Consider the following 25,606-nt stretch of genomic DNA (forward strand, 5'->3'; position numbering starts at 1 on the left):
TGAATACTTCCAATATTTAGAAAGGAGACGAGACGATGGTTATCAACATCATCAATAGAAGACGTTTTTTGACAGCAGCCGGACTGCTGTCGCTCGGCCTGACCTCGGTGCCACGTGCTAACGGTCTGTGGAATGCCCCAGAGCCTTCGACGTTCAGCAAGCGTTTGCGGCCGGTGGGGCGGGCCTTGGAGTCGGAGGGATATTATGTTTGGTGCAACAGCCCCATCTTTGGAGAGGATGGGAAGGTTCATCTATTCTATTCCCGCTGGCCGGCCGACAAAGGCATGAGCGGATGGATCAGCAAATCGGAAATAACCCATGCCGTGGCAGACAGCCCTGAAGGGCCCTTCGAATACGTCGGTACGGTGCTGGCCCCACGGCCGGGATACTGGGACGCCACCACGTGCCATAACCCGCTGATTAAGCAGGTGAACGGAAGGTATTGCCTGTTCTATATGGGCAATTCCAATGGCAAAACGAATACCAAGCGCATCGGACTGGCTACTGCCGACTCCCTATATGGTCCCTGGAAACGGGGTGACGCACCGTTGTTGGAGGCCGGTGAGCCGGGGGCGTGGGACGACCATTGCACCACCAATCCGGCTTTTGTGGAGGCGCCCGACGGAACCTGCCAGCTTTTTTACAAGTCGTGGAGTACGTACGAATACGAGCATAGCGTTCACCCCTCCATCCGGGGCAACCGGAAATACGGCCTGGCGACTGCCGCTGACGCGCACGGGCCGTATACTCGGCATCCCGCCAACCCGGTAATCGATTTTTCCGGCAGGGGCGGCAATGCCCAGTTTGAGGATGCCTTTATATGGCGGGAGAACGGCACGTACTTTCTTATCGCCCGGGATATGGGGGTGTTTAACCATGAGGTAGGCCTGATTATGGAATCAGCCGATGGCATCCATTGGTCTGAGCCGCTCATTGCCTACCATGAATTGGCGCATTACGTGAATGAGCCGCCGGCCCCCGCTCATCTGAAGCGTTACGGCCGGCTTGAGCGACCGATGTTGCTGATGCAGGATGGAAAGCCGGCTTACCTCTTTTGTGCTGCGCAAGGCGGGGAGTATAACACGTCCAGTGCGTTTGTGTTGCGTTGTGAAGGAAAATAAGAGTATATGAGCATATAACTACAAAACCATGTGGCCTGATTTTAAAACGCTCCTGTTCCGGAGGCTAACCAATCATGAACGGTAGCGGCCTGATTGACATCGCCTGCAATTGCGCGGGTGGGGCAATAGTCTTGTGAACATTTGTTTGTCCGGGAGCGGACTATACCTAATTAAACCAATTGAAGTATGATGCATAAACCTATTTGTAGATTTTTATGGGCCTGTTTTCTGCCCTTGTTCTTCTGGCAATGCCAGAAACAGCCTTGGGAGGAACATTACGAACGGCCCGACTGGCTGCGCGGAAATGCGTGGGAAGTGCTGGAAGAAAGGGGAAATTTCGGCATGTTTCTCGAGGCGGCGGAGCGCGCCGGCTTTAAAGACGTGCTCACGGGCAAGGTCATCGCCACGGTGATGGCACCCGATGATGCGGCTATGCAGCAGTATTTGCAGAAACACAGCATCACGTCCATAACCGGCATGCCGATAACGGAGCTGCGCAGATTGATAGGCTTCCACCTCATTTACTATGCGTATGATCAGCAAAAGCTGGCGAACTATCAACCGTTCGGTTTTGGTCTGGAAATCCCGGACAACGCGGGCCTGTACTACAAGCACCGCACGCGCAGCCGAGACACCGTCTCCGTGTGGCGTGACCCGGCCACGCAGCTCAACCGCACCGTGTTTCATAAGGATCGCTTCCTGCCCGTATTTTCCCAACGGCATTTCATGACCAAGGGTATCGACGCGCAGCGCAACTACGAATATTTCTATCCGCAAAGCGCCTGGAGTGCCGGAACGGATGGATTCCACGTTGGTAATGCCGCCGTGTCCGAATATGCCATACCCACGGACAACGGCTATGTATACGTCATCGACGAGGTGTTGGAGCCCCTGGAAACGGTACACAGCCTGTTGAAGAACGAGCCGGATTACAGCACATTCATGGCCATCTATGACCGGTTTGTCGACTTTTGGTATGACGAAAACACAAGCACTCAATACAGTGGCCTGGCCGATTCGCTGTACATCGTCACACACGGCTCATTGCCGCAGATTGCATCGGAGTGGTCGTACAACGGCGAGTCGGGCATGCCGGACTATGCCAACCTGCCGGAATTGACTTACCGGGCATTTAACGTGTTCGCGCCGAACAACCAGGCACTCAACGATTTCTTCCAATACTATTGGAGCAACCATTATTCGTCCATTGATGAGGTCAACCTGCTGCCGTTGTCCCTGCTGCTAACCAACCACGTTTACCAAGGCAATATCGTGTTCCCCGACGAAGTTGTGCAGGGCGATAAAATCACCAGCACGTTCGGCAACCCGATTACCTTCGATCCCTATACGGAGGTAGCAGGCCGAGGCATCGCAACCAACGGGGTATATTATGGGCTCAATAAAGTAGTTGTGCCAGGGATGTTCTACAGCGTAACGGGGCCATTGCTGCAAAACCCAAATTATAAAATGTTCCTGCACATGGCCGTCCAATCCAATGTGATGGCACCATTGATGAGCCAGGTGTTAGCCTATACGCTGTTCGTTCCGTCCGATCAGGTACTGCTCAATACGCTGGTGGGCGAAAGCTACCTGTTCTGGAACGAAGGCCATCCACTGCGCTTCGGCGATGAAGCGGTGGAGATAGAAAACAACGACGGCATCCGGGTCCCGCTGGGGGTGGGTACAATGAATCAGCTGGTTTCTAATCATATCGTCTCGGGCCGCATCACGCAATTTTCGGGGAAGCAGGTGTTCCGCACGCGCAATCCATTCAGCTATATCTACGTAACGGACCAAGGCGTCGCTTCATCGGCAACCTACAATAGCGGCAGGTTCTTGCCCGTGCGGGAAATCACGGGCAATTGGACCAACGGGGTGGTTTATGCCGTCGATGAGGCATTACAGCGCGAAGTGGGCAGTATCAAGTTCTTAATCGCCGGGGCGTCGTCTACTACCAGTCCGCTGCATGAGTTTTCCGAGTTTGCCATGCTGCTCAACCGCGCCGGGTTGCTACCCTCGGGGGCACCATTGTCTTTCCTGCTGGGTGAGCGCTTTTTACTGTTTGCCCCTACGAACGAAGCCATCCGCGCGGCCTTGCAAGCGGGCGGCATTATCCCCGAAGACAACGCCGCATTGGCGGAGTACCTCAAGTATTATTTTGTACCCATCAACGAAAATTCGCTGAGCGATTACCCGTTTCCGGGGTTTGGCGTGCAGGGGCAGTGGAATACGGCCCACATGGCTCAGGGCGGCCGGTCGAGGCTCACCGTGATGGACCAGGGTACCGGGCTGTCGGTTCAGGACGCCACCGGGCAGACGGCGACGGTCGTCAGCGAATTTCCCAAAACGTTTACCGACGGAGCAATTTACCAAATCGACGGGTTACTTACTGCAAATTAATAGAGAATGAAAGGAAAAATAATCATATTGTGCTGGTTGTTGCTGTGGTCGGGATGGTCAATAGCGCAGCAGTCCAATATTCTTCGGGGCGGCATTTCAGATGAGCAGGGGAGCCCGTTGGCGGGCGCAACCGTGTTCATTGAAAATCAAGATAAACGGAACCTCAGGGGATCCTCTACAGACGCCAACGGGCTCTTCCAGTTGGAGGTGCCCAACCAGCCTGATTTGACCATCGTCTTTTCGTGCATCGGTTTTCAGACGCAACGGATACCCTACAGCGGCCAGCGGGCTTTGCAGATACGCTTGAAGATGGCCGACCTGCAAATCGATGAAGTTACCATCGAAGCCCGTGGCAAAAAGCAAATCAACAGCATGGGCATATCTTACCGGGATCAGGTGTCTTCCACCGAACGGTTTGACCTGAAGGAAGTGGAAACCATGCCCTTCACGTCCATCGAAGAGGGCCTACAGGGGCGTATGGCCAACGTAGACATCGTTACCAGCGCCGATCCGGGCGCCCGCAACTCCATCCGTATCCGGGGTACCTCCTCGCTCAATGCCAACGCCGATCCGCTCATCGTCATCGATGGGGTGCCTTATCCCACGACCGTACAGGAGGGGTTTGATTTCGCGACGGCCAACGATGAGGATTTCGGCGCATTGGTCAATATTTCACCCAACGATATCGAATCCATCGAAGTGCTCAAGGATGCGGCCGCAACGGCAATATGGGGGTCGCAGGGCGCCAACGGGGTGCTGCTGTTTACCACCAAGCGGGGGCGTTCGGGCAAAACCCGCATATCGTTTTCCAGCAAACTGGACATGCGCCGCGAGCCGGCCACGATCCCGCTGCTCGACGGCAACCAGTATGTCAGCCTAGTCCAGGATGCCGTATGGAATTCGGTGAATGACCTCGGATATGCAGCCGGATCCGGTTACCTTGACCTGCTCTACAATACCAATGAGATTAACTTTAACCCCGACTGGGTATATTTCGATGAGTACAACCAGAATACCCGGTGGATCGACCAAGTCAATCGGTTGGGCTACTTTGTGGATAATTCGCTCTCGATAAGCGGTGGGGGCGATAAGGCCACTTACCGGCTTTCGCTGGGCTACCTGAACGATGTGGGTACGACCATCGGCACCGACCTCAACCGGTATAACGCCCTGCTGGCGGTAAACTACCGGTTTTCGAACAAGCTGGAGGTGATGGCGGATATGGCTTACACCCGGAGCAACCAGAATAATTTCTGGACGGCCAACAACTTGCCGACACCCCGGGGCATTGCCATGACGCGCATGCCCAATATGAGCCCCTGGGTCATCGGCGCGAACGGGCAGCCCACCAATGAATATTTTACGCCGCGGGTGAACTTCCAGGGTGGATTTGAAGAAGGAAGTATGGGAAGCAAAGTGTTCAACCCTGTGGCGATGGTGCACGAGTCGGTCAACCGGACAAATAGTGAGAATGCCCGGGCCAACTTCCGTCTCCGGTACGATGTTTTGCCCAGCCTGCAATATCACGGCATGGTCGGGTTTGACATGCGGTCGAGCAAAAACCGGAGGTTCCTGCCGCAGTCCGTTACCGGGGTGTCGTGGGTGAATGAATTTTTTAACCAGGCGTCAGACCGCATCACGGATGCACTAAACCTGACCACTGAGAACCGCTTTCTGTATAATAAGCTATTCGGGGAAGACCATCACCTGATAGGCAATGCCATCCTCCGCACTACCGAAGAACTGAGTTACCCCTATAGCAGCGAAACATCGGGCAATGCATCATCGGGGATGTCCGACCCAGCGCTGGGCGGCAATGTCGTTGGTATGGCTTCAGATTTCAGTGCCATCCGCCGGATTGCAACCATTGCCAACGTGTTTTATTCCTATAAGGGCAAATACAACCTCAACGGCGGGTATACCTGGGAAGCCAATAACAGCATCGGCCGGGAGCACCGTTGGGGCGGGTTTCCAGCCGTGGGGGCTGCGTGGCTATTCGGCGATGAGCCGTTCATGCAGCGGTTGAAATTTTTTGATCTGGCCAAAATCCGCTATAGCTGGGGGCGCACGGGCAATGCGCCCAGCGGAGCCTGGCGCTACCTCGGCACGTTCTCCCCGCTGGTACCCGGTTATATGGATATGCCGGCTATCCGGCCGGAGCGCATGCAGCTGGAAAACCTGCGATGGGAAACGATTACCCAGTCGAACTTTGGCCTCGAACTGGCCATGCTGGACAACCGGCTTTTCGTCACCATGGAGCGGTATGACCGCCGTACCACGGATGTGCTGCATAAAGATGTGCGCATCCCCGGGTCAACGGGCTTTTCGCAGCTGGCCTGGTTTAACAGCGGGGAGCTGTACAACCGCGGATGGGAGCTGATTGTCAACTACGACGTAATCCGGAAATCCGACTGGGGGCTGCAAATGATGCTCAACTTCTCCCGCAACCAGAACGAAGTGGTGGAGCTTCCGGAAAATATGCAGTTTGAAAACTATACGTTTGAAAACAAACGCTATGCACACCGCATTGTAGAGGGCAATCCTATCGGTTCGTTTTATGGCTACCGCTACCTCGGGGTATACCAAAACCAGGACGAAACCTACGCCCGTGACCCGAACGGCAATCTGATCTACAACCTCAACGGCGAGCCGGTGTTTACGACGTATAACAACCAGCGGCAGGCATACCCCGGCGATGCCCGGTATGCTGACATCAACGGCGACGGGGTGATTGACCAGTACGACATTGTGTATCTGGGCAATGCCATGCCGCTGTTTACCGGGGGGCTTAGCCTGACACTGCGTTACAAAGGGTTTACGCTGAGCTCCTTTTTCCACGGCCGGTTCGGCAACAAGGTGGTCAACAGGGCACGGATGGATACCGAGGATATGCGGGGAACGAGCAACCAAAGCCAGGCGGTGCTGCGCCGGTGGCGGCACGAAGGCGACCAGACCGACATCCCGCGGGCATTGTTCGGCGAAGGGTATAACATTTTGGGGTCGGATCGGTTCGTGGAAGACGCCTCGTTTGTACGGCTCCGTAACCTGTCGTTGCGGTATTCCCTGCCCAAACCCTTTTTACAGCGGGTCAACATCCAGCGCTTTGATGTGTTCATGACCATCCAAGACCTGATCACCTGGACGAACTATACGGGAATGGATCCCGAAGTATCCCTGAACGCCAACGATGTGTACATGCTCAGTGTGGACAGGGCATCGACGCCCCGGCCACAGCGTTATGCGGTAGGGATAATGTTTGACTTTTAATGTGGACAACGATGAAACGAATCTGGATATATAGTATGGTATTGCTGGCGCTGTTGCCTGCGGCGGGTTGCAACAAGTGGTTGGACGTGCTGCCGGAAAACCAACAGGTAACCGACCTGTACTGGCAGGATAAGGAAGAAGCGGAAGCCGTGCTTGGGGCTGCTTACGTGCGGTTCCGGGGCACGCTGCAGCGCCAGTTGATCTGGGGCGAAGCCCGGGGGAATGGATTGGCCTTGTTGGGTTCCGTCCCCGCTTCGATCTTTCGGCTCAAGCAATTTGAGATACTGCCCGAAAACGAGTGGGCACAATGGAGCAGTTTTTACGAGGTAATCAACTACGCCAACATGGTCATTAAATATGCTCCCGAGGTGGTTGTGCGCGATCCGTCGTTCAGCCAGCCGGTGATGCAGTCGCTGCTCTCAGAAGCGTATTTTCTACGGGGGTTATGCTACTTCATCTTGGTGCGCAACTTCCGGGAGGTGCCGCTGATTACTGAACCGTACATGAACGATTTGTACACCTTCGATGTGGCAAAATCGGCCGAGGCGGAGATTTACCAGCAAATCATCTCCGATTTGGAGACCGCCATTCCGGCCAGCAAGGAAGTGTGGCCGCAGGTGTGGGAAAATAAGGGTCGGGCCACCAAATGGGCCATCTATGCCCTGCTGGCCGATGTGTACCTGTGGACCGAACAGTATGAGCAGGCTATTGCCGCATGCGACCAGGTGCTGCAGTCGGGCTGGGTCGGGCTGCTCGACGGGATGGTCAACAACCGGAACCAATGGTTTACCATATTCAGCGAAGGCAATAGCAACGAAAGTATTTTTGAGCTGCAGTTTGATTTTGCCCGCCAGCAAACCAATGAGATGACGCAATGGTTCAGTACCGGATCGTATACCTGGATTATCTCGCCGTTAATGGTTGAGCGGTTCGACCTGTCCGCAGAAGATATCCGCGGCGACGGCGCATCGTACAACGCAGGCACATTTCGGTTGTGGAAATACCTGGGAGCTGAAGCCAACACCACCGTTCCGCGGCCGAACAACGACCAAAACTGGATACTCTACCGGATGGCCGATATTTACCTCATGAAGGCAGAAGCCCTGATCATGCTGGGCGAATCTAACTACGCGGAGGCACTGACCCTGGTCAACCGGATTCGTCAACGCGCGGGAATTTCCGTGCCCGTGGGTTTAGGCTCCAGCGAATTGGAAATGCTGGACATCGTGCTGAACGAACGGGCCCTGGAGTTTCTGGGCGAAGGCAAACGCTGGTATGATATCCTCCGCGTGGCAAAGCGTAACCAATATCAGTATAAAGAATACCTGATTAGTCAGGTGCTGCTGGGGGTGCAGGGAGGGTCAGCCCCGGTCATCCGCTCGAAGCTGCTGAACGAAAACAGCCACTACCTGCCCATCCATATCAATGAATTGCTGTCGAACAGGCTGTTGAAGCAAAACCCGTATTATGATAACGTTAATTAATAGGAGAAGGCCATGAAAACGAAGATATTTCTTTTTGCGAAGCGCTGCGGTCTCTTGATGCTGCTGGGCCTTGCTTTCCAGACCTGTAAAGACGCCTTTGAAGACCAGACCTTCGCCGCGTATGAAGAGCTTCCCATCGGGATGTACCTGCGTGAACATAGCGACGAATATGGCCGCTGGGTGGAGCTGATGGAACACGCGGGCGTGTATGCTACCCTTAACCTGCGGACCACCTATACGTTTTTCGTGCCAACCAATGCGGGGGTCGAGCGGTATTTGCAGGCCCACGGTTATGGTGCGGTAAGTGATATCCCACAGGAAGATGCGGCTTACCTGGTCCGCTACCACCTGATTCACCTGGCTAAGGTAGACCTCGGGCAATTCCAAAGCGGCGCCATTAACGACCGCAACGCAACCGATGACAACCTGTTCATCGAGTTCAGGGACGGCGGTCTAGAAGCGGTATACCTAAATGGCGAATCGCGTTTCCTGCGGTTTGATATCCAGGCCACCAACGGGGTTATCCATGTCATCGAAGACGTGCTGGAGCCGCTTACCGCCACCATCGCCGATCGCCTGGAGTCCGGCGGTTTCGGGATTTTTCGTGAAGCGGTCGTCGCCACGGGCTATGAGACCATGCTGCGGACGGTCTATACCGAAGAAATCGGCCCGGGGGGCTTCCCCATTCAAGTGCGGTACCGCTACACCCTGTTTGCGGTAAGTGACGCCACGTTTGCCGCAGCGGGCATCGAGACCCTTACCCAATTGGCCGAGCGACTGGGCGCCGGCACCGGATCGTATGACAGCCCGGAGAACCCGCTGCACCAATACGTTTCCTATCACCTGCTGAGCCAATTGCGCTCTTATGCCGAGCTGGGGCAGTTCCCCGAGGGGGAAACCGTGAAAAACCTTAATACGCTGGCCGGCAGCCAGCTCGTCAGCGTCACGGACCGGGGTGGCGAACTGTTGCTGAATTACGATCCCGACCGGGACAGCGAAATCCGCTTTTTGGAGTTTGATATTCCCTGCAAGAACGGCGTGGTGCATGAAGTGGACCACTGGATGCCGATGTTTGCGCCACCCCCCGTGGTTGTGGTGTGGGAAGTAACCGATTATCCGGACCTGGCGGCAAACGTAACGCAATACCGTAATCCAAGCCTCGGCGCGCAATACAACCGCGTGTTCCAGCAGGGCGAGCTGGAAAGTTTCCGCTGGGTTTCCCAGCCCGAAGACCGAGCCGGGGTACTCACCTACCGGAACAACCGGGCGGCAGATGGCATCTGGTATTCCGACGTGCTGAACCATGACCACCTGCGCATCGAACTGGGTGAGTCTGGCTGGATCGAGATGGAAACACCCGTCATTGTACAGGGAACATACCGGCTGACGCTGGTATGGCCCAGTCCGCGGCAGGCCAACCCTACCGGGATCTGCGCATTTGCACTCGATGGGCAAATGCTGCGCGAACGCCATACCATTTCGAATACCAGCAGCGATCGCGTACTGACGGAAACGCTGGGCACGGTGACGTTTGCGGAAACCGCTACCCACACGTTGCGCGTGATCTCGCTCGATGGGCGCCTGATCACCCTGGATTATATTCGCTTTGAACCTATACAATAACACAAGATGGTCATGAAAACATGGTATAAAATAATGTTCGTCGCATGCCTGGCAGTAGCTGCCAGCGCATGCCGGCAAAAAGTCTGGGACGATCATTTCAACAGCACGGGCGACGGCGATGCAATCGTATCGCCATTGAACCTGCTGGACTACCTGAAGTCGGTGCCGGAATACAGCCGGTTCGTCGAGAAATTGGAAGAACTGGAAATTGCCGGCCAACTGACCCGCGACCAGAATCTGTCGGTATGGGTGGTGCCAAATGCCATCATGGACCAGCTGGCCGGTATGGGGCTCGACGAGCGGTACGTGATGAACTATCACCTGAATCTCCTGGCGTTCGACTATACGAAGCTTAAATCCGGGCTCCGGATACAGACCCTGAACGGTAAATACATCCAGGTGGAGCGCGTTTCGGATGAAATCATGGTGGGCGACTCCCGCATCACCAAGGGTAACCAGCTGTGCCGGAACGGGGTGGTGCATGAGATAGATGCCCTCATGCGGCCCGATGAAAGCATCTATGATTACCTGGAAAGTTTGGGTGCCGAATACTCCATCATCCGCGACTCGGTGCTGGCGCTGAACGATACCGTATTTGATGTCGCCAACAGTGTGCCCATCGGGGTGGATCCCACAGGCAATACCTTGTATGATTCGGTATTTGTTGTCACCAACCCGATTTTTGATGCAGCCAATATCCGGTCGGAATTTTCGCAGGTAACCATGTTCCTGCCCAGCAACGCCGTGATACAGCAGTGTTTCGAAAGCCTGGCTACCCTGTACGATCAGTTCGGCAAGGATTTCCTTCGGGAAGACAGCCTGAAGGCGTATCAATGGATACGCGAAGCGGTATTCTATAACCGGGTGATCGAGGATTATGGAAGTGAGCGCGACCTCGTATCGGCGTTCGGCCGCCTCTGGCGCACCGATGTGCAGCAGGTAAATGCCGATTTCCGGCGCATGAGCAATGGCCGGATATATGAGGTTACGCACCTGAAAATACCCAATAACGTGCATATCGCCATGATCAAGCAGTTATTCCATTACTATGAGTTCGTGCCCGAAGCAGACCGGCCGGCCTTGTTCACGCTCCATAACGTCACGGATATCGTGCCCACCAACCGGGATCACGTCACCTTCCCCACACTGGGTATCGAACTCACGTACCGCACGCTGGTGGTGCGCGGGGCACTGACTCCCGGCCAACCGGCCAGCATTGATTTTACGCCCATAATGCTGGAGAACAATCCCGACGGATCGGTCGGTTACCGGGTGGTGGAGGTACCTCCCGGCGAATATAACCTGTATATGGGATTCCGGTCGAGCACGCATCCCTTCGTTAACATTTATGTAGATGGGCGGCAAGTAGCCAACCGGCTGAACGTTGAACCGGCTACGCCCTGGAACTACGACCGGTCCACAAACACGGTATCCGGCACGCGGTACAACGGTTGGGGCGGGCTGGTCGGGCCCGTGACGATTGATGGCGACGGGGTGAGGAGTTTCCGGATTAAAGTTGAATTTGCTGGACTTAGTACGGGCTCCGCCGAAACCCTGGAACCCTACCATTGGGCCTTGGTGCCTACCCAGAATAACTATTAATGAAGATATGATTGTGATAAATTATTTGAAACTGTCGCTGTGGTGGATAATCCTGTGCATGGCCATAACAGCACATGCGCAACAAGACAGCGTGGTCGTAACCGGCCAGGTGACCAGCGGTTACGATGGCAAGCCCTTAGCCCGCGCCGTGGTATCTGTACCCGGGTTTGACGTGATGGTTGAAACCGGCACAGACGGGAGCTACCGGGTGGTCTTGCCATCCGAAGCGTCTGAAATCATGTTTTGGTCTCCGGGCTACTACCGGACCACTTTTCCCATATTGGACCGGCGCGAGCTGGACGTCACGCTGGTGCCGGACAGCCGGCCGAATTACTACGACGATGAGCTGGTAGCCAACCCGCTGCACCGCGCTGCACCGGCCATTTACCAGCGCGATTTCCGCCGTGGCGCGCTCAACGTGGAAAGTGTGCTGCAGGGGCGGTTTTCCGGACTTAACGTTGTCAATAAGAGCGGGATGCCGGGAGAGGGGGGCGCAATGTATTTCCGGGGCGTCCGTTCGTTTGAAGGGGATAATTCACCCTTGATGGTCATCAACGGCGTTCCCTACCTGCCTGAATCGAGCAACTCGGCAGTTATCGGCGGCTATTCGCGCAACCCGTTGCTTCCGTTTAACCTGCACGATATCCAGGAAGTGCGTTTATTGAAAGGAGCCGAAACGGCGGTATACGGTTCCATGGGATCAAACGGTGTGCTCGTCATCGAGACCGCCAAACCGGCCGACCTGGAGACCGTCATAGAGTTCAGCGGACACTATGGCGTGGCCCAGAACCGCGCCACGCTCCCGGTGCTGGGGCCCAGCGATTTCAAAAGTTATATCGGCGACGTGGGGCTGACGCAGTTCGACGACATGGGCGAAATGCTCAATTTTTTCCCGTTCCTGCGCGACGACCCCGACTATTATTTCAATTTTCTGTATAACTCGCAGACAGACTGGCAGGGCCTGATTTACCGGCCGGCTTTCGTAACCGACAATCACCTGCGCGTTCGGGGCGGCGATGCCGTGGCAAAGTATAACCTTTCGCTGGGGGCTACCAACCAGGGCGCCGCGTTGGATAACAGCTCGTTGACGCGCTACTCCACCCGGATGAACGCTTCGGTGGCCCTCGGGCAGAAATTCGACTTTCTCGGAACGGTGGGATTCACTTACCAGAACACCAACCTGCACGAGCAGGGGATGCTAACCGCAACCAACCCCATCCTCACGGCGTTGAGCCGGGCGCCTATCCTGAGCCCTTATACCAAAGACGAGCTCAATAATGAGCTGCCCAGCTACGATGTCGTGCGGCAGTTCAATGTAAGCAATCCGCTGGCGGTACTCAATACGGCACAGCTGCGGCTCGGCGGCTACGACGTTTTCGTCAATGCCGGCGTCAGCTACCGACCAAACACGTATTGGAACATCGGTACGACGCTCGGCATTTTCTCCAGCTTTCTGCGCCATACCGCCTTTATACCCGGGGTAAGCAGCCGTACCGTGATGCCGCTGGAAAACGGTGTGGCCTTAAACACCTCGCGTGCAGGTGCGGCTCAGGTGTCTAACCTGTTTTACCGGCTTAGCGGGCAGTACGAACGGCAAATCGGGGCGCACCGCGTGGAAGCGGGCGGGGGCTACCAGCTTATCATGGCCCATTCCGAGCTGGATGCGGGCAGTGGCCGGAATACGCCCTCCGATTTTTACCGGACCATCAGTAATGTCAGTGTAGACGGCAGGCAGTTTCAGGGATATATTGAACCCTGGAACTGGATGAGTGTTTATGGCTTTGGCCGCTACCACTGGAACAACCTCCTGACGTTTTCGGCCTACCTCTCGGCAGACGGCGCTTCGTCTACGGGCAACGGCACCGATCGCTTTGGCCTATTCCCGGGCGGTGAGGTACGGTGGCGCGTGGCTAATATGGACGGCCTGCATGCCGTCACCTGGCTGGACCAGCTGGACCTGCGGGTGGGGTATGCCCTCACGGGCAACAGTCGGTATTCGTCCAAGCTGAGCAGGCCTTCATACGGCAGCCAGTTGTACCGGCAGCTTTCGGGCATCGTGGTGGCCAATGTTCCGAACGATGCGCTGCGCTGGGAGGATAACCGGACGTTTGATGCGGCCATAGACATGGGGGCGCTCAACAAACGCGTGCGGGCTACCGTGGGTTATTACCAAACCCTTTCCAAAAATGTGATACAGACGATCGCCGCATCGCCGATAGCTGGCCTGGACTTCCGGTTGGCCAACGGGGCCGAGATTGGAAACCGCGGCGTGGAGGTGGATGTTTCCGCGACGCTGGTAGAACAACGCGATGTTGGCCTTACGGTGGGGGGAACGTGGAGCACTTACCGCAGTGAAATCAAAAGACTGGACGGCAACGGCCAGCGTGTCGTCGAACTGAGCAACGGCGTGGCGCTGGTGTCGGCAGTGGGGCATGCTCCGTACGCGTTTTACGGCCATATCGCCAACGAGGTAATCCCGTCGGCCAACGCGGCGCAGTCCCTGGGCCTGGTCGATTACAAGGGGTTTCCGTTTGAGGCGGGCGACATCCGGTTTACCGACCTGAACCATGACGGGGTCATTGACCGGGCCGACCGGACGATTATCGGCGATCCGAACCCTGATTTTTTCGGCGGTGCCTTTGTTGATGTCCGCTATAAGCAGCTATCGCTGTCGGGCTATTTCAATTTCAGCTACGGTAACCAAATCTACAATGCCGTGCGCAGGCACTCCGAATCCATGAGTAGGTATGATAATCAGTCAACCGCCGTGCTGCGGCGCTGGAAGGCAGACGGGCAGGTGACCGATATGCCCCGCGCCGAGTATGGCGACCCGCTGGAAAACAGCCGGTTTTCTTCTCGCTGGATTGAAGACGGTTCTTTCCTCCGGCTGTCTAACTTAGCCCTGCGCTACCGGATACAACGGGCAGCCATACGTGTGCTTGAGGGGGCTGAAATCTATGTGATGGGCGAAAACCTCGTTACCTGGACCAAATACCTGGGGCTCGATCCGGAAACTGCGTATGCGCATAACCCCATGTATATGGGGCTGGACTTCGGTAATGTAGCGCAACCCCGGACATTCAGGGCAGGGATTAATTTGACATTCTAATACTTACGATATGATGATGAAACGACAGTTGACAATCCTTGGGTGCGGACTGCTGCTGCTCTCGGCAAGCTGTTCCAGCTTCTTTGACGTGGATGCAGATGACATGCTGAAAGAGGAGGATTACATCGGCGAAAGCAACGAACTGTATTCGGGTTATATGGGCATCGCAGCCAAAGTGCAGGATGTGGCCGACCACGCTATATTTCTGTCGGAGCTGCGAAGCGATTTGCTGGAGCCTACCGCCAATGCGCCCCAGGAGCTGTGGGATATTTACAACCACCAGCCGTTGGAAGGCAATTCCTTTGCCGATCCGCGGGGCTACTATGCGGTGATCCTCAACGCCAATAACTTTATCCATAAAGCTTTTGAATACCGCACCAAGTATCCACGGGCAGTAGACGAAAGCCATTTCGGTCCGTTGGTCAGCGGGGCAATCCGCTTCAAGGTATGGGCCTACCTCATGCTCGGCAAGCTGTACGGGCAGGCCGCCTATACCGATGCACCCAACGTAAAGCTGGACGAGCTCCACACCATTCCCGTGTTGGGCATGGATGAATTGGTTAACCGGCTGATCCAGCTGATGGAGGTGGGCACCAACCAAATCAATGGCCAGTTGGTGCTGAACTGGGGGAATGTGCTGTTCCCGGGAGTTAACGCTGCCGACCAGGATCTTGTGTGGAATATGATATGCCCGTCGCCCGAGCCGCTCCTGATGGAATTGTACCTTTGGGCCGGGCAGTACAGCCGGGTGGTGGAAATCGGGATACCGTTTATTTATGACAATGGGGGCAACCGTTACAAAATCGGGAACGACGACTACAATGGGGAATGGATACAGGTGTTTACCCGCAACCCCGTGACCAAAACACGGGTGCTCATCAATATCGTGCCGTTCGATTTTGAACGCAACCAGACCAACCGGTTGATCCGCTTCTTTTCCAATACCTACCCGTCGGTGTATTACCTCCGCCCTACGGAAGTGGCCATGAACCGCTTCAGGCGGCAGGTACGGCAAGACGGGCATACCATCGGCGACTTTTACCGCGGTGAAAATTATACGTTTGTGCAGCAGAATGGCGACTGGCTGATCCGTAAATTCTCCCGCGATCGGGAAACAGCATCCGAAATCCATAAGAACAACGTGCACATTGTCTTGTACCGTGATGCCGATGTGCACTTTTTTATCCTGGAAGCGCTCAACCAGCTGGAATTGTTTGATGAGGCCGAAGCGTTGCTGAACGGTGGCATAAACCTCTACCTGTCCACGCATGCGGGCAATCTTCAGTATCCGTTCAACAACGAGGTATGGAATGCGCAGCTGAACCGGAACTGGGGCATCCGCCGGCGGGTAGACTTAGGTCCCGTTTATCCGGCAGGCCTGTCAAAGAACGACCTCGATACGCCGGAGAAGGTGGAGGCTTATAAACGCGCGCTGGACGAGCTTATTGTGGAAGAAATCCTCATGGAGAGCGCGGGTGAAGCGCGTTCGCTCTTCGCGATGATCCGGATGGCCAAGCGCTGGAACGACCCCGCGATAGTAGCGGACCGGGTGAGTGCGAAATTTAATGCGGGCATGCGGGAAACGGTACGTGCGCGGATGATGAATCCCCAGAACTGGTTTGTGCACTACCCGCTTTAGGGTAGTGAAGCTGCCACTCATAAGCTGTTAACCAATTATGTAATCAATAGACAATGAAGAAATTACTGAACTTTTTTTGTGGTATTACAGTCGCCGTTGGGGCCTTGCTTTTGTGGTGCTCGCCAGGCCCGGCTCAGGGACAGACCCTGGCGTTTCCCGGTGCCGAAGGTTTCGGGCGGTATGCCACCGGCGCCCGCGGGCATGCCAACCCCCAAGTATATGTCGTAACCAACCTGAACGACAGCGGCCCCGGCTCGCTCCGCGATGCGTTAAGCCAGCCAGGCAGGTTCGTGGTGTTTGCCGTAGGGGGCGTCATAGCGCTTCAATCGCGCCTGGTCATCCCGTCTAACACAACCATTGCCGGCCAGACGGCACCGGGAGACGGGATCGTAGTATATGGCCGTGGCATTTCGTATAGCGGGGCAAACAATGTTATCACGCGTTTCATGCGGTTCCGTTGCGGCGTGAACGGCGGCGCCGGCCGCAGCGAAGATGCCCTGGGAATTGCCAACGGGCACGACCTGATTTTTGATCACCTGTCGGTCTCCTGGGGAATCGATGAAGTATTCTCCATCAACTGGGATAACCGGGGCACCGACCCCGACAACATTACCATCCAGAACTCCATCATCGGTCAGGGGGTGCACCGCCACAACCATTCGGCCGGTGGCCTCATGGAACCGGGCGGTAAAGTAAGTATCCTCAGGAGCCTGTACCATAGCAACAAAACCCGCAATCCCAAAGTGAAAGGCATCAACGAGTTTGTAAACAACGTGGTGTATAACTTCGGCAATGTAGGCAATACCTACGGGCATTCCGTCTCCGGCGATGGGTACATCATGGGCGGGTCGGCAAGCACTTCCCATGTGAATATCGTTAACAATTATTTTATCGCCGGTCCTCATACGCCACCAAGGAACACCCCGTTTTCCCGCGGTACGCCCACCTTCAACCTGTACGCATCGGGCAACTATTGGGATGATAATAAAGATGGCGCATTGAACGGGTCATTGATTCCGGAAGACGACAGCGGCTATCCGGGTGTGGAACCCGGTAACTTTCATGCACAGCCCTACGAATACCCCTATACGCCGAATGCCCTGACGGCCCAACAGGCCTATGATTGGGTGGTGGCCAACGTGGGGGCGAATTTCCCCCGCAGGGATCAAGTGGACGAACTGATAATTGCCGAATTGGCGTCGGTGGGTACCGAAGCGGTATACGTGTACCGCGAAGACGACCTGCCGTTGGCCAATGGTGGGCTGGGTGTGGTGGACGGTGCCCCGGCACGTTTGGATACCGATGGCGACGGTATCCCGGACGAATGGGAAGATGCAAACGGGTTGGACAAACATGATCCTGCGGATGCCCTGGCGGAAAGCAACATCGATCCGAATTACCTGAACATAGAGGTTTACATCAACAGCTTGGTAGACGGAGAGGCTCCGGATTTTATCCGGCCGCCATCGCAGATTGTGATGGCGGCAGAGTCGGAAGAAGATCCGGTAAGAAGCACCATCACCTTGACGTGGAGCGATAACGGTAATGAGGCCGGTATTGTAGTTATTGAACGCTCTGCAGATGGAGAAGCGTATACCGAGGTGGCTGCGGTAGCCGTGGGTACCGAAACGTATGTAGATAAGGAAGGAACACTGCCCAATACCACCTACTATTACCGGTTAAAAATCGTAACAGATAACGATGAATCGTCTTCGTATGTGTTCCGTTCGATAACCACGCCACCCATTCCAACGGCACCAGAAACGCCGTCGCGGCCCATGCCGGGCGATAGTTACGGCTACGTGTCTATTGATGCCACCGGGCAAGCCAGTGTGCGGTGGTCCGGCAGCGAAAATACGGATACCTACGTGGTGTTTCTGGGCACGTCGGCAGCAAGCCTCGCACAGGTTGCGGAAGTGCCCGCCGCATCCGGGCCGACCGCGGTATTGGAAGGTCTGGAGCACGGCCAAACGTACTTCTGGCGGGTGGATGCGGTTAACGACCGCGGAACAGCCACCGGCGCGGTTTGGTCTTTCCGCGTGGCCCCGGAGTTCGAACGTGGCCTGGTAGGCCACTGGGCGTTTGACGAAGAAGAAGGGCCAGAACTTCTTGACGCTTCGTCTTATGAGACACACGGCCTGCTGGGTACCGACGATGCCGGACAGGTACGTATTTCAGGGATAAAGGGCGGCGCGGTGGATCTGGCCACCGTAGACCGCAATATGTATCCCATCAGCATCCCGCATGCCGACCACCTGTACTTAGGCCAGGGGTCATTCTCCATTTCGTTCTGGATGAAAGGGAGTACGACAGACCTGCCCCCCGACAATAACAGCAGCGCTTACCTCCTTTGCAAGGGTTCCATCACGAGGAACGAGAATACCGGAGCTACGGGGAAACGCTTTAATATTGAGTTGAAAAACAATCAGTTCCGATTTGCCATCGACGACGATAATGACGCCGGTGGCGGAGGTAAGGATGAAGTGGGGATAGACGGCCGCCCTTTTTTCGTGGACGATTGGGTACATGTGGTTGTTATCCGGGATGCCGAAGCCCGGCAGCTCCGCGTTTACAGGAACGGGGAGGTGGTGGGGCAAACCGCTATACAGCGTGCGCTTTCGGGAATCGGGGAGGCCAGCGATCTGGTTATCGGCAACATCGGTGCGCTGGAATTTCTGAGTTCCCAACATGCGTCGGCACCCTATACGGGCCAGTTGGATGAACTCCGGTTGTTTAACCACGTGCTGAGCGAACAGGAGATCATGGAAGAATTTGCCCGTGCGGCCGGACTACAGCAAGCCCATACGCCGGTGCCGGCTCATGGCCAGCGCGGTCCGGAAGCCAACCGCGCCGAAGTCACCTGGGCAGGCGGGGCATTGGCCGAAATATTCCTGGTTTACTTTGGTGCTTCCGAAGATGCACTGGAGCAGGTCGCCGAACTGCCGGCCACCACCATGTCCTATGTTTTTGAAGGCCTGCAGGCCGAGTCAGCCTATTTCTGGCGGGTGGATGCCAGGGCAGGCGAAGATGTGGCCGAAGGCGATACCTGGTCGTTTCAAACCGCGGCGCCGCCCCCCGAAAGCCGCGAACTGATTGCCCACTACAAGCTGGACGAAACCAGCGGCACCGTAGTGCATGATGCCAGCAAATACGGCAACCACGGCACGCTGCGCGATTTCGGGGAAGATCCCTGGATTACCGACGGAATGTTCGGTGGCGGCATCCACTATACCACAACGGCATCTACGGGCGCCATCGTGGTACCCGCAGCGGCGCAGAACGCGTTTGACGAGCATTCTTTTACGATATCGCTGTGGATGCGAGCCGATGAAAACACCTATACCCCTTCGGCCAATAATGCCTACCTCATCCACAAGGGGGCGTTCGCCTCGGCAGAAGGCGGCAAATGGTACGGCATCCAGCTGCACCACAACGGAAATATCAATTTTTCCATCGATGACGATGTGGTGAAGACCGATGCGTCGACCAATGCAACGAATGCCGGACTGTTCAGCGGGGAGTGGAAGCATGTGGTGGCCGTGCGCGACCGCGATGCCCGCAAGACACGGCTGTACGTCGACGGCGAACTCCTATCGGAAGTTGACGACGGTACGGAAGGCGGCATCGCCATGCCGGAGATGGACCTCACCATCGGCAACTCCCGCGAGAACCGCCCCTACCGGGACGACCTGGATGATGTCCGCCTATACAACTATGCCCTGTCTGGCGAAGAAATCGCAGCCCTTTTCGAGGGGATGGCGGATCGGGAGCTGGTGGCACACTACCGCTTGGACGAAACATCGGGGAACGTGGTGACAGACTCCAGCCCCTACAGCAACCACGGTGTATTACGGGACTTCGGCGAGGATCCCTGGATCAGCGACGGTAAACGGGGCGGTGCCATCCACTATACCACCACGGCACCCACCGGGGCCATCGTGGTGCCCGCAGCGGCGCAGAATGCATTTGACCAAAACTCCTTTACGATATCGCTGTGGATGCGTGGCAACGAAAATACCTACACCCCCTCGTCGAACAACGCCTATCTCATCCATAAGGGGGCCTTCGCCTCGGCCGAAGGCGGCAAATGGTACGGCATCCAGCTGCATCACAACGGGAACATCAACTTTTCCATCGATGACGACGTGGTGAAGACCGACGCGGGCACCAATGCGAACGATGCGGGGCTGTTCAGCGGGGAGTGGAAGCACGTGGTGGCCGTGCGCGACCGCGATGCCCGCAAGACCCGGTTGTACATCGACGGGGAGCTGAAGGCGGAGACCGACGACCGCACGGAAGGCGGCATTGCCATGCCGGAGATGGAGCTCACCATCGGCAACTCCCGGGAGAACCGCCCGTACCGTGACGATTTGGACGATGTGCGTTTATACAATTGCGCGCTGACTCCCGAGGAGATAGCAAAACTGTTCACCCCGCCGCGGGAAGAACTCCAGCCAGTGGCGCACTACAAGCTGGATGAGACTTCCGGCACCGTAGCGCACGATTCCAGTCCGCATGCCAACCACGGCACGCTGCGCGATTTCGGGGGCAGCCCGTGGATCGGCGACGGTAAGCACGGCGGCGCCATCCATTATACCACCACGGCACCCACCGGGGCCATCGTGGTGCCCGCAGCGGCGCAGAACGCGTTTGACCAAAACTCCTTTACGATATCGCTGTGGATGCGTGGCAACGAAAACACGTACGGCCCTACTTCGGCGACCAACGCCTACCTCATCCATAAGGGAGCATTCGCCTCGGCCGAAGGCGGCAAATGGTACGGCATCCAGCTGCATCACAACGGGAACATCAACTTTTCCATCGATGACGACGTGGTGAAGACCGACGCGGGCACCAATGCGAACGATGCGGGGCTGTTCAGCGGGGAGTGGAAGCACGTGGTGGCCGTGCGCGACCGCGACGCCCGGAAGACCAGGCTGTACATCGATGGGGAGCTGATGGCGGAGACCGACGACCGCACAGAGGGCGGCATCGCCATGCCGGAGATGGAGCTCACCGTCGGCAACTCCCGCGAGAACCGCCCGTACCGTGACGACCTGGACGATGTGCGGCTGTACAATGTCGCGCTGTCGCCCGCGCAGATAAAAAACCTGTTCGAATCAAAACCCGTGATGAATCCGGTGCAAAACGTCAGTCCGGAAAACGGAGCGACAGACATTCCCGTATCCGGCACCACCTTTGTCTGGGAGGGCAAGGCCGAATCCTACACGCTTCGGTTAGGCACCTCCCCTGACGACCTGGCCCCTGTGGCCGAAGGCATCACCGAGCAACTGTATGCCCATACCAGCCTGCTCACCCATGGAACAACCTATTACTGGCGGGTGGATGCGCTGGCAGACGGAGGGGTGGAATACGGCGAAACCTGGTCGTTCCAAACGGAAGCCCTGGCGTTGCCCGTTATCCATGTCGACGAAGTGCTGGGCGTGAACCAATACAGTCCGGAAGGCACGGTGATAGCCCAGCTGACCGCCAGTAATCCCGAAGGGGAAGTGCTGACCGGCTGGCGGATTACGCAAAACACGGACGTGAACGGAAACGGGGTAGCAGCATTTGCATTAAACGCTGAAACCGGCGAACTGACCATTAACGATGCCGGCGATTTCGATTACGAAGAAGGCCGGGTACTGGAAGTGAAAGTGCGGGTGAGCAACAGCCTGGGCGAAAGTGACGAGGCGACTATCCAGGTTGTCGTAAACTTTGTCAATACCCAGCCATCGTTTGATGAAATAGCGGACGTGGCCTATTGTTTTACGCCCGAAGAACGCACCATCACCATCAGCGGCATCAACGCCGGTCTGGAAGAAGGGCAGACGGTTGAGCTGTCGCTAAGCGCCAACCCGTCGCGGCTGTTCCACACCCTGTCTATCACCCAGCCGGAAGACGGTGTGGCCCACCTGACCTATACGCCAAAAGCCGGGATTGACGACCAGGTAACCGTAACGGTTACGGCCAAAGACGACGGAGGCACCGCCCACGGCGGGCAGGATACTTACAGCCAGACGTTCACGCTTACCATCGCCGCACAGCCGAATATCAGTTTGCTGGCCGACAAGCAGCGGCTACAGCGGGGCGAAAGCGTACGCCTGGAGGTGCGGAACAACGCAAGAAGCGCCGTAGCGCTGACGTGGACATACAATGACCAGACCATCGAAACGGATGTGCTTACCGCCCGGCTTACGGAGACAACCACCTTTGCCGTTAAAGCGGTCAATGAATTCGGCTGTGAAGGCGAAGCGTCCATCACCATAGAAGTATTTGAACCCGAAGCCTTGGAGGTGAGCAACGTGGTGACGCCCAATGGCGATGGCATCAACGACACGTGGGTCGTCCGTAACATCGAACATTACCCCGGCAACGAGTTGAAAATATTCGACATTTCCGGCCGGGTTATCCACCAGGCCAAAGACTACCGGAACGATTGGAACGGCACCTATCAGGGTAGGCCGCTGGCCGAAGGCACCTACTATTTCGTCATCACGTTCGGCGGCAGCCGCCAGCCGCAGAAAGGGTACATCAATATCATCAGGGACAACCGATAAAAGGCAACATCATGAACACCAACATAAAAAGCAGCAGTCGCTATCTATTAGCCCTCCTCACCACGGTGGTGGCGGTGGGCATTGCGGAGGTGCGGGCCCAGCTGTCGCCCATGGGTACCGGCTATTTCCAGAACCCATACCTCTTCAACCCGGCCCGCGCCGGCATGGAAGGCGGCACCACGCTCAACCTGGGGATACGCGCCACGGCCAATACAATGCCTGGCGCGCCCCGCAACCAAGCCTTTACCGCGGAGCACGGCTTCGGCCGTTCCGGCATTGGTCTGGTGCTGGACAACACTTCGGTAGGGTCGGTACGGCATACCGGCGGTTCACTGGGCTATGCCTACCACCTGCCGCTGGCCGCTGACCACCAGCTGCATTTCGGATTGTCGGCCACGCTGTCGCGGAGCCGGCTGGATATGACCAAGGTCAATGCCACGGGTTACGACCCCATGCTGGCCGCCTACAACGAACGGGGGGCCAGGCTGGATGCCAACTTCGGGCTTGCTTACACCTTTAGCGAACTCTGTGTGGAGTTTGCGATGGGTGATCTGATCCGGAATATCGAGAAAGACGAACGGCAGTTGGTAAACAATCCCCTGTTTTTCTCCGCGGTGAGTTACACGCTGCCCGTAGGCGACGGCAGCGGGGCGATGGCGCTTACCCCCAAGGTGTGTTACCGTGGCGCACGGGGTACAGGCAACATCCTCGATGTGGGGCTGGACTTCCGGTTTGCCGAACGCTTCCGCATACTGGGGTTGTATCATACCTCGCAAAACGCCTCTTTTGGCTTCGGCGCCCGCTTGGGTAACCTGCAGTTGCTGGGCATGTACAGCCTGGAGACCTCCTCGCTGAGCCGCTATGCAGGGAATGCATTTGAAGTAGGGCTGGGCTGGCATATTGAGAATTGATATTATTGCCCTGACGTGAGCATCCGACAACGCCGTTGCGGGATAGCAAAAATTCGAGAATAACCGGGGTAACAATTGGCCGCCTCGGTTAGGTATTCTTGTGTTTTATATCCCGCGCACCTGCCAGTGGCTCCTCGGACAAGCCCGTTACTGCGTATCGCCAGGTAATCCGGATGGCTATGCACGGAAGCACGGATCAAAAAACGTAACGAAGCTGTTTCGGTAACGATTGCGTGTTTTTTTCTTACGGCCTGTTTCGTTGTTATCAAACTGTTAGTTAGTTGGTTACTATATACTGGGGTGGGTAAGGGTCAGGATAATACAGGATACTTTAGGTGTTTTTTATCGTAATATTGCTGTAGTTGTTTATGCCGGGAAACTGGCGGGCAACGGCTAATTATAAATCAAACATATTTTCCAGGTACATGTTCAGAACAAGCTTTTCAATAGATTTTTTTGCGCGGAACGTTCGGTGTTTAGCGGGATTATGGCTGATTTTCCTGATGGCGGGCGTTGCGAATGCCGATGAACCGGAGTGGACGCGATATGTAGGTGTCCGGAAGCTGGATATTCCCGATCGCACGGTGCAGGCGAATGCACACGGCGCCGTGGGCGATGGGCAGACGCTCAATACCGCTGCCATACAGGCGGCCATCGATGCCTGCGCGGCCCAGGGTGGCGGAAAGGTGGTCTTTGATAAAGGGGATTACCTGACCGGATCGGTATTCCTGAAATCGAATGTGCAGCTGCATATCGGGGAAGGCGTCCGCCTGCTCGGCAGCCAGCGGCTGGAAGATTACCCGGAGATACATACCCGCGTGGCGGGGGTGGAGATGCTGTGGCCCGCGGCGTTGGTTAACGTTATCGGCCAGCGGAATGCCGCGGTTACGGGCAGTGGCATCATCGATGGGCAGGGAAAACCTTTCTGGGATGCCTATTGGACACTGCGAAAGGAGTACGAACCCAAAAAGCTTCGGTGGATTGTAGACTACGATGCCAAACGACCGCGCACACTGCTCGTGGACGGCTGCTGGGATATCCTGATTGAAGACATAACATTTCAACGGGCGGGTTTCTGGACGGTGCATATCCTCTACTCATCATACGTGACCGTGGATGGCATCACCGTGCAGAACAACATCGGCGGGCATGGGCCAAGCACCGACGGGATAGACGTTGATTCGTCGTCATGGATACTGGTGCAGAACGCGGATATCGACTGCAATGATGATAATTTCTGCATCAAGTCGGGGCGCGACTGGGACGGATTGCGCATCAACCGGCCTACGGAATACGTGCTTATCCAGAACTGCATTTCGCGCCGGGGTGGCGGGCTGATTACTTTCGGCAGCGAAACGTCAGGCGGGATGCGCTACATCATGGCCCGTAACCTCCGGGCGCAGGGCACCAAGGTGGGCATCCGCTTTAAGTCGGCCCGCAACCGCGGCGGCGTGGTGGAGGATATTTACCTGCGGAACATCACTATGGACAGTGTGGGGGTGGCCGTGGAAATCACGCCGAACTGGAATCCGTCTTACAGCTATTCCGAGTTGCCCGACGGGTATGACTATCGTACTTTGCCCAACCACTGGCGGGTGATGCTGGAACCGGTAGTGCCGGCTCAGCGGGGCATCCCGACGTTCAAGGGGATTTACATCGACCAGGTGAACTGCCGGAATGCGCGGAGGGCGATCTTTGCCGACGGCCTGGCCGAAAATCCGCTGCAGGGCTTCCACTTCGCGGACGTGTACATCCGGGCGCAGGAGGCCGGCAAAATACAGCATGCGAAGGACTGGACTTTTGAAAAGGTAACCCTGGAAGCCGCCGACGGCAAACCATTGACAATGACCAATACCGATAATGTTAAACTTTAGAACCGAGCTTTAGACC

11 protein-coding genes are annotated in these 25,606 nt (G+C 56.3%); all 11 read left to right on the forward strand.

What is annotated here, in order from left to right; all coding sequences use genetic code 11:
- Window positions 1–35: 35 nt before the first annotated feature.
- The 11 genes from ACFOET_RS09455 to ACFOET_RS09505 all read left to right on the forward strand — a co-directional run bounded on the left by ACFOET_RS09455 (window position 36) and on the right by ACFOET_RS09505 (window position 25,590).
- Window positions 36–1,121 carry a glycoside hydrolase family protein gene (locus tag ACFOET_RS09455; protein WP_379021928.1) on the forward strand — a complete coding sequence of 362 codons (1,086 nt, stop codon included), beginning with the start codon at window positions 36–38 and terminating at the stop codon, window positions 1,119–1,121.
- Between the two features lie 186 nt (window positions 1,122–1,307).
- The gene (locus tag ACFOET_RS09460; RefSeq protein ID WP_379021930.1) at window positions 1,308–3,521 is read left to right on the forward strand and encodes a fasciclin domain-containing protein; all 2,214 of its coding nucleotides are present in this window, start codon (window positions 1,308–1,310) and stop codon (window positions 3,519–3,521) included.
- Window positions 3,522–3,527: 6 nt separating this feature from the next.
- Window positions 3,528–6,788, forward strand: coding sequence for a SusC/RagA family TonB-linked outer membrane protein (locus ACFOET_RS09465; protein WP_379021932.1), 3,261 nt, complete (start codon window positions 3,528–3,530; stop codon window positions 6,786–6,788).
- A gap of 11 nt (window positions 6,789–6,799) precedes the next feature.
- Complete coding sequence (locus ACFOET_RS09470) at window positions 6,800–8,272, forward strand: RagB/SusD family nutrient uptake outer membrane protein (protein ID WP_379021934.1); 1,473 nt, start codon at window positions 6,800–6,802, stop codon at window positions 8,270–8,272.
- Window positions 8,273–8,284: 12 nt separating this feature from the next.
- The gene (locus ACFOET_RS09475) at window positions 8,285–9,895 is read left to right on the forward strand and encodes a fasciclin domain-containing protein (RefSeq protein ID WP_379021936.1); all 1,611 of its coding nucleotides are present in this window, start codon (window positions 8,285–8,287) and stop codon (window positions 9,893–9,895) included.
- Between the two features lie 12 nt (window positions 9,896–9,907).
- Complete coding sequence (locus tag ACFOET_RS09480; RefSeq protein ID WP_379021938.1) at window positions 9,908–11,497, forward strand: fasciclin domain-containing protein; 1,590 nt, start codon at window positions 9,908–9,910, stop codon at window positions 11,495–11,497.
- A gap of 7 nt (window positions 11,498–11,504) precedes the next feature.
- Window positions 11,505–14,606 carry a SusC/RagA family TonB-linked outer membrane protein gene (locus ACFOET_RS09485; protein ID WP_379021940.1) on the forward strand — a complete coding sequence of 1,034 codons (3,102 nt, stop codon included), beginning with the start codon at window positions 11,505–11,507 and terminating at the stop codon, window positions 14,604–14,606.
- Between the two features lie 10 nt (window positions 14,607–14,616).
- A complete protein-coding gene (locus ACFOET_RS09490) occupies window positions 14,617–16,245 on the forward strand; it encodes a RagB/SusD family protein (RefSeq protein WP_379021942.1) in 1,629 nt (542 codons plus the stop codon).
- A gap of 53 nt (window positions 16,246–16,298) precedes the next feature.
- Entirely contained in the window at window positions 16,299–22,805 is a 6,507-nt protein-coding gene (locus ACFOET_RS09495; protein WP_379021944.1) for a LamG-like jellyroll fold domain-containing protein, read from the forward strand.
- 11 nt (window positions 22,806–22,816) lie between these two features.
- Entirely contained in the window at window positions 22,817–23,716 is a 900-nt protein-coding gene (locus tag ACFOET_RS09500) for a PorP/SprF family type IX secretion system membrane protein (RefSeq protein ID WP_379021946.1), read from the forward strand.
- Window positions 23,717–24,141: 425 nt separating this feature from the next.
- Window positions 24,142–25,590, forward strand: coding sequence for a glycoside hydrolase family 28 protein (locus ACFOET_RS09505; protein WP_379021948.1), 1,449 nt, complete (start codon window positions 24,142–24,144; stop codon window positions 25,588–25,590).
- The last annotated feature ends 16 nt before the right edge of the window (window positions 25,591–25,606 follow it).

The sequence above is a fragment of the Parapedobacter deserti genome (assembly GCF_042646065.1).
Taxonomy (GTDB): Bacteria; Bacteroidota; Bacteroidia; order Sphingobacteriales; family Sphingobacteriaceae; genus Parapedobacter; species Parapedobacter deserti.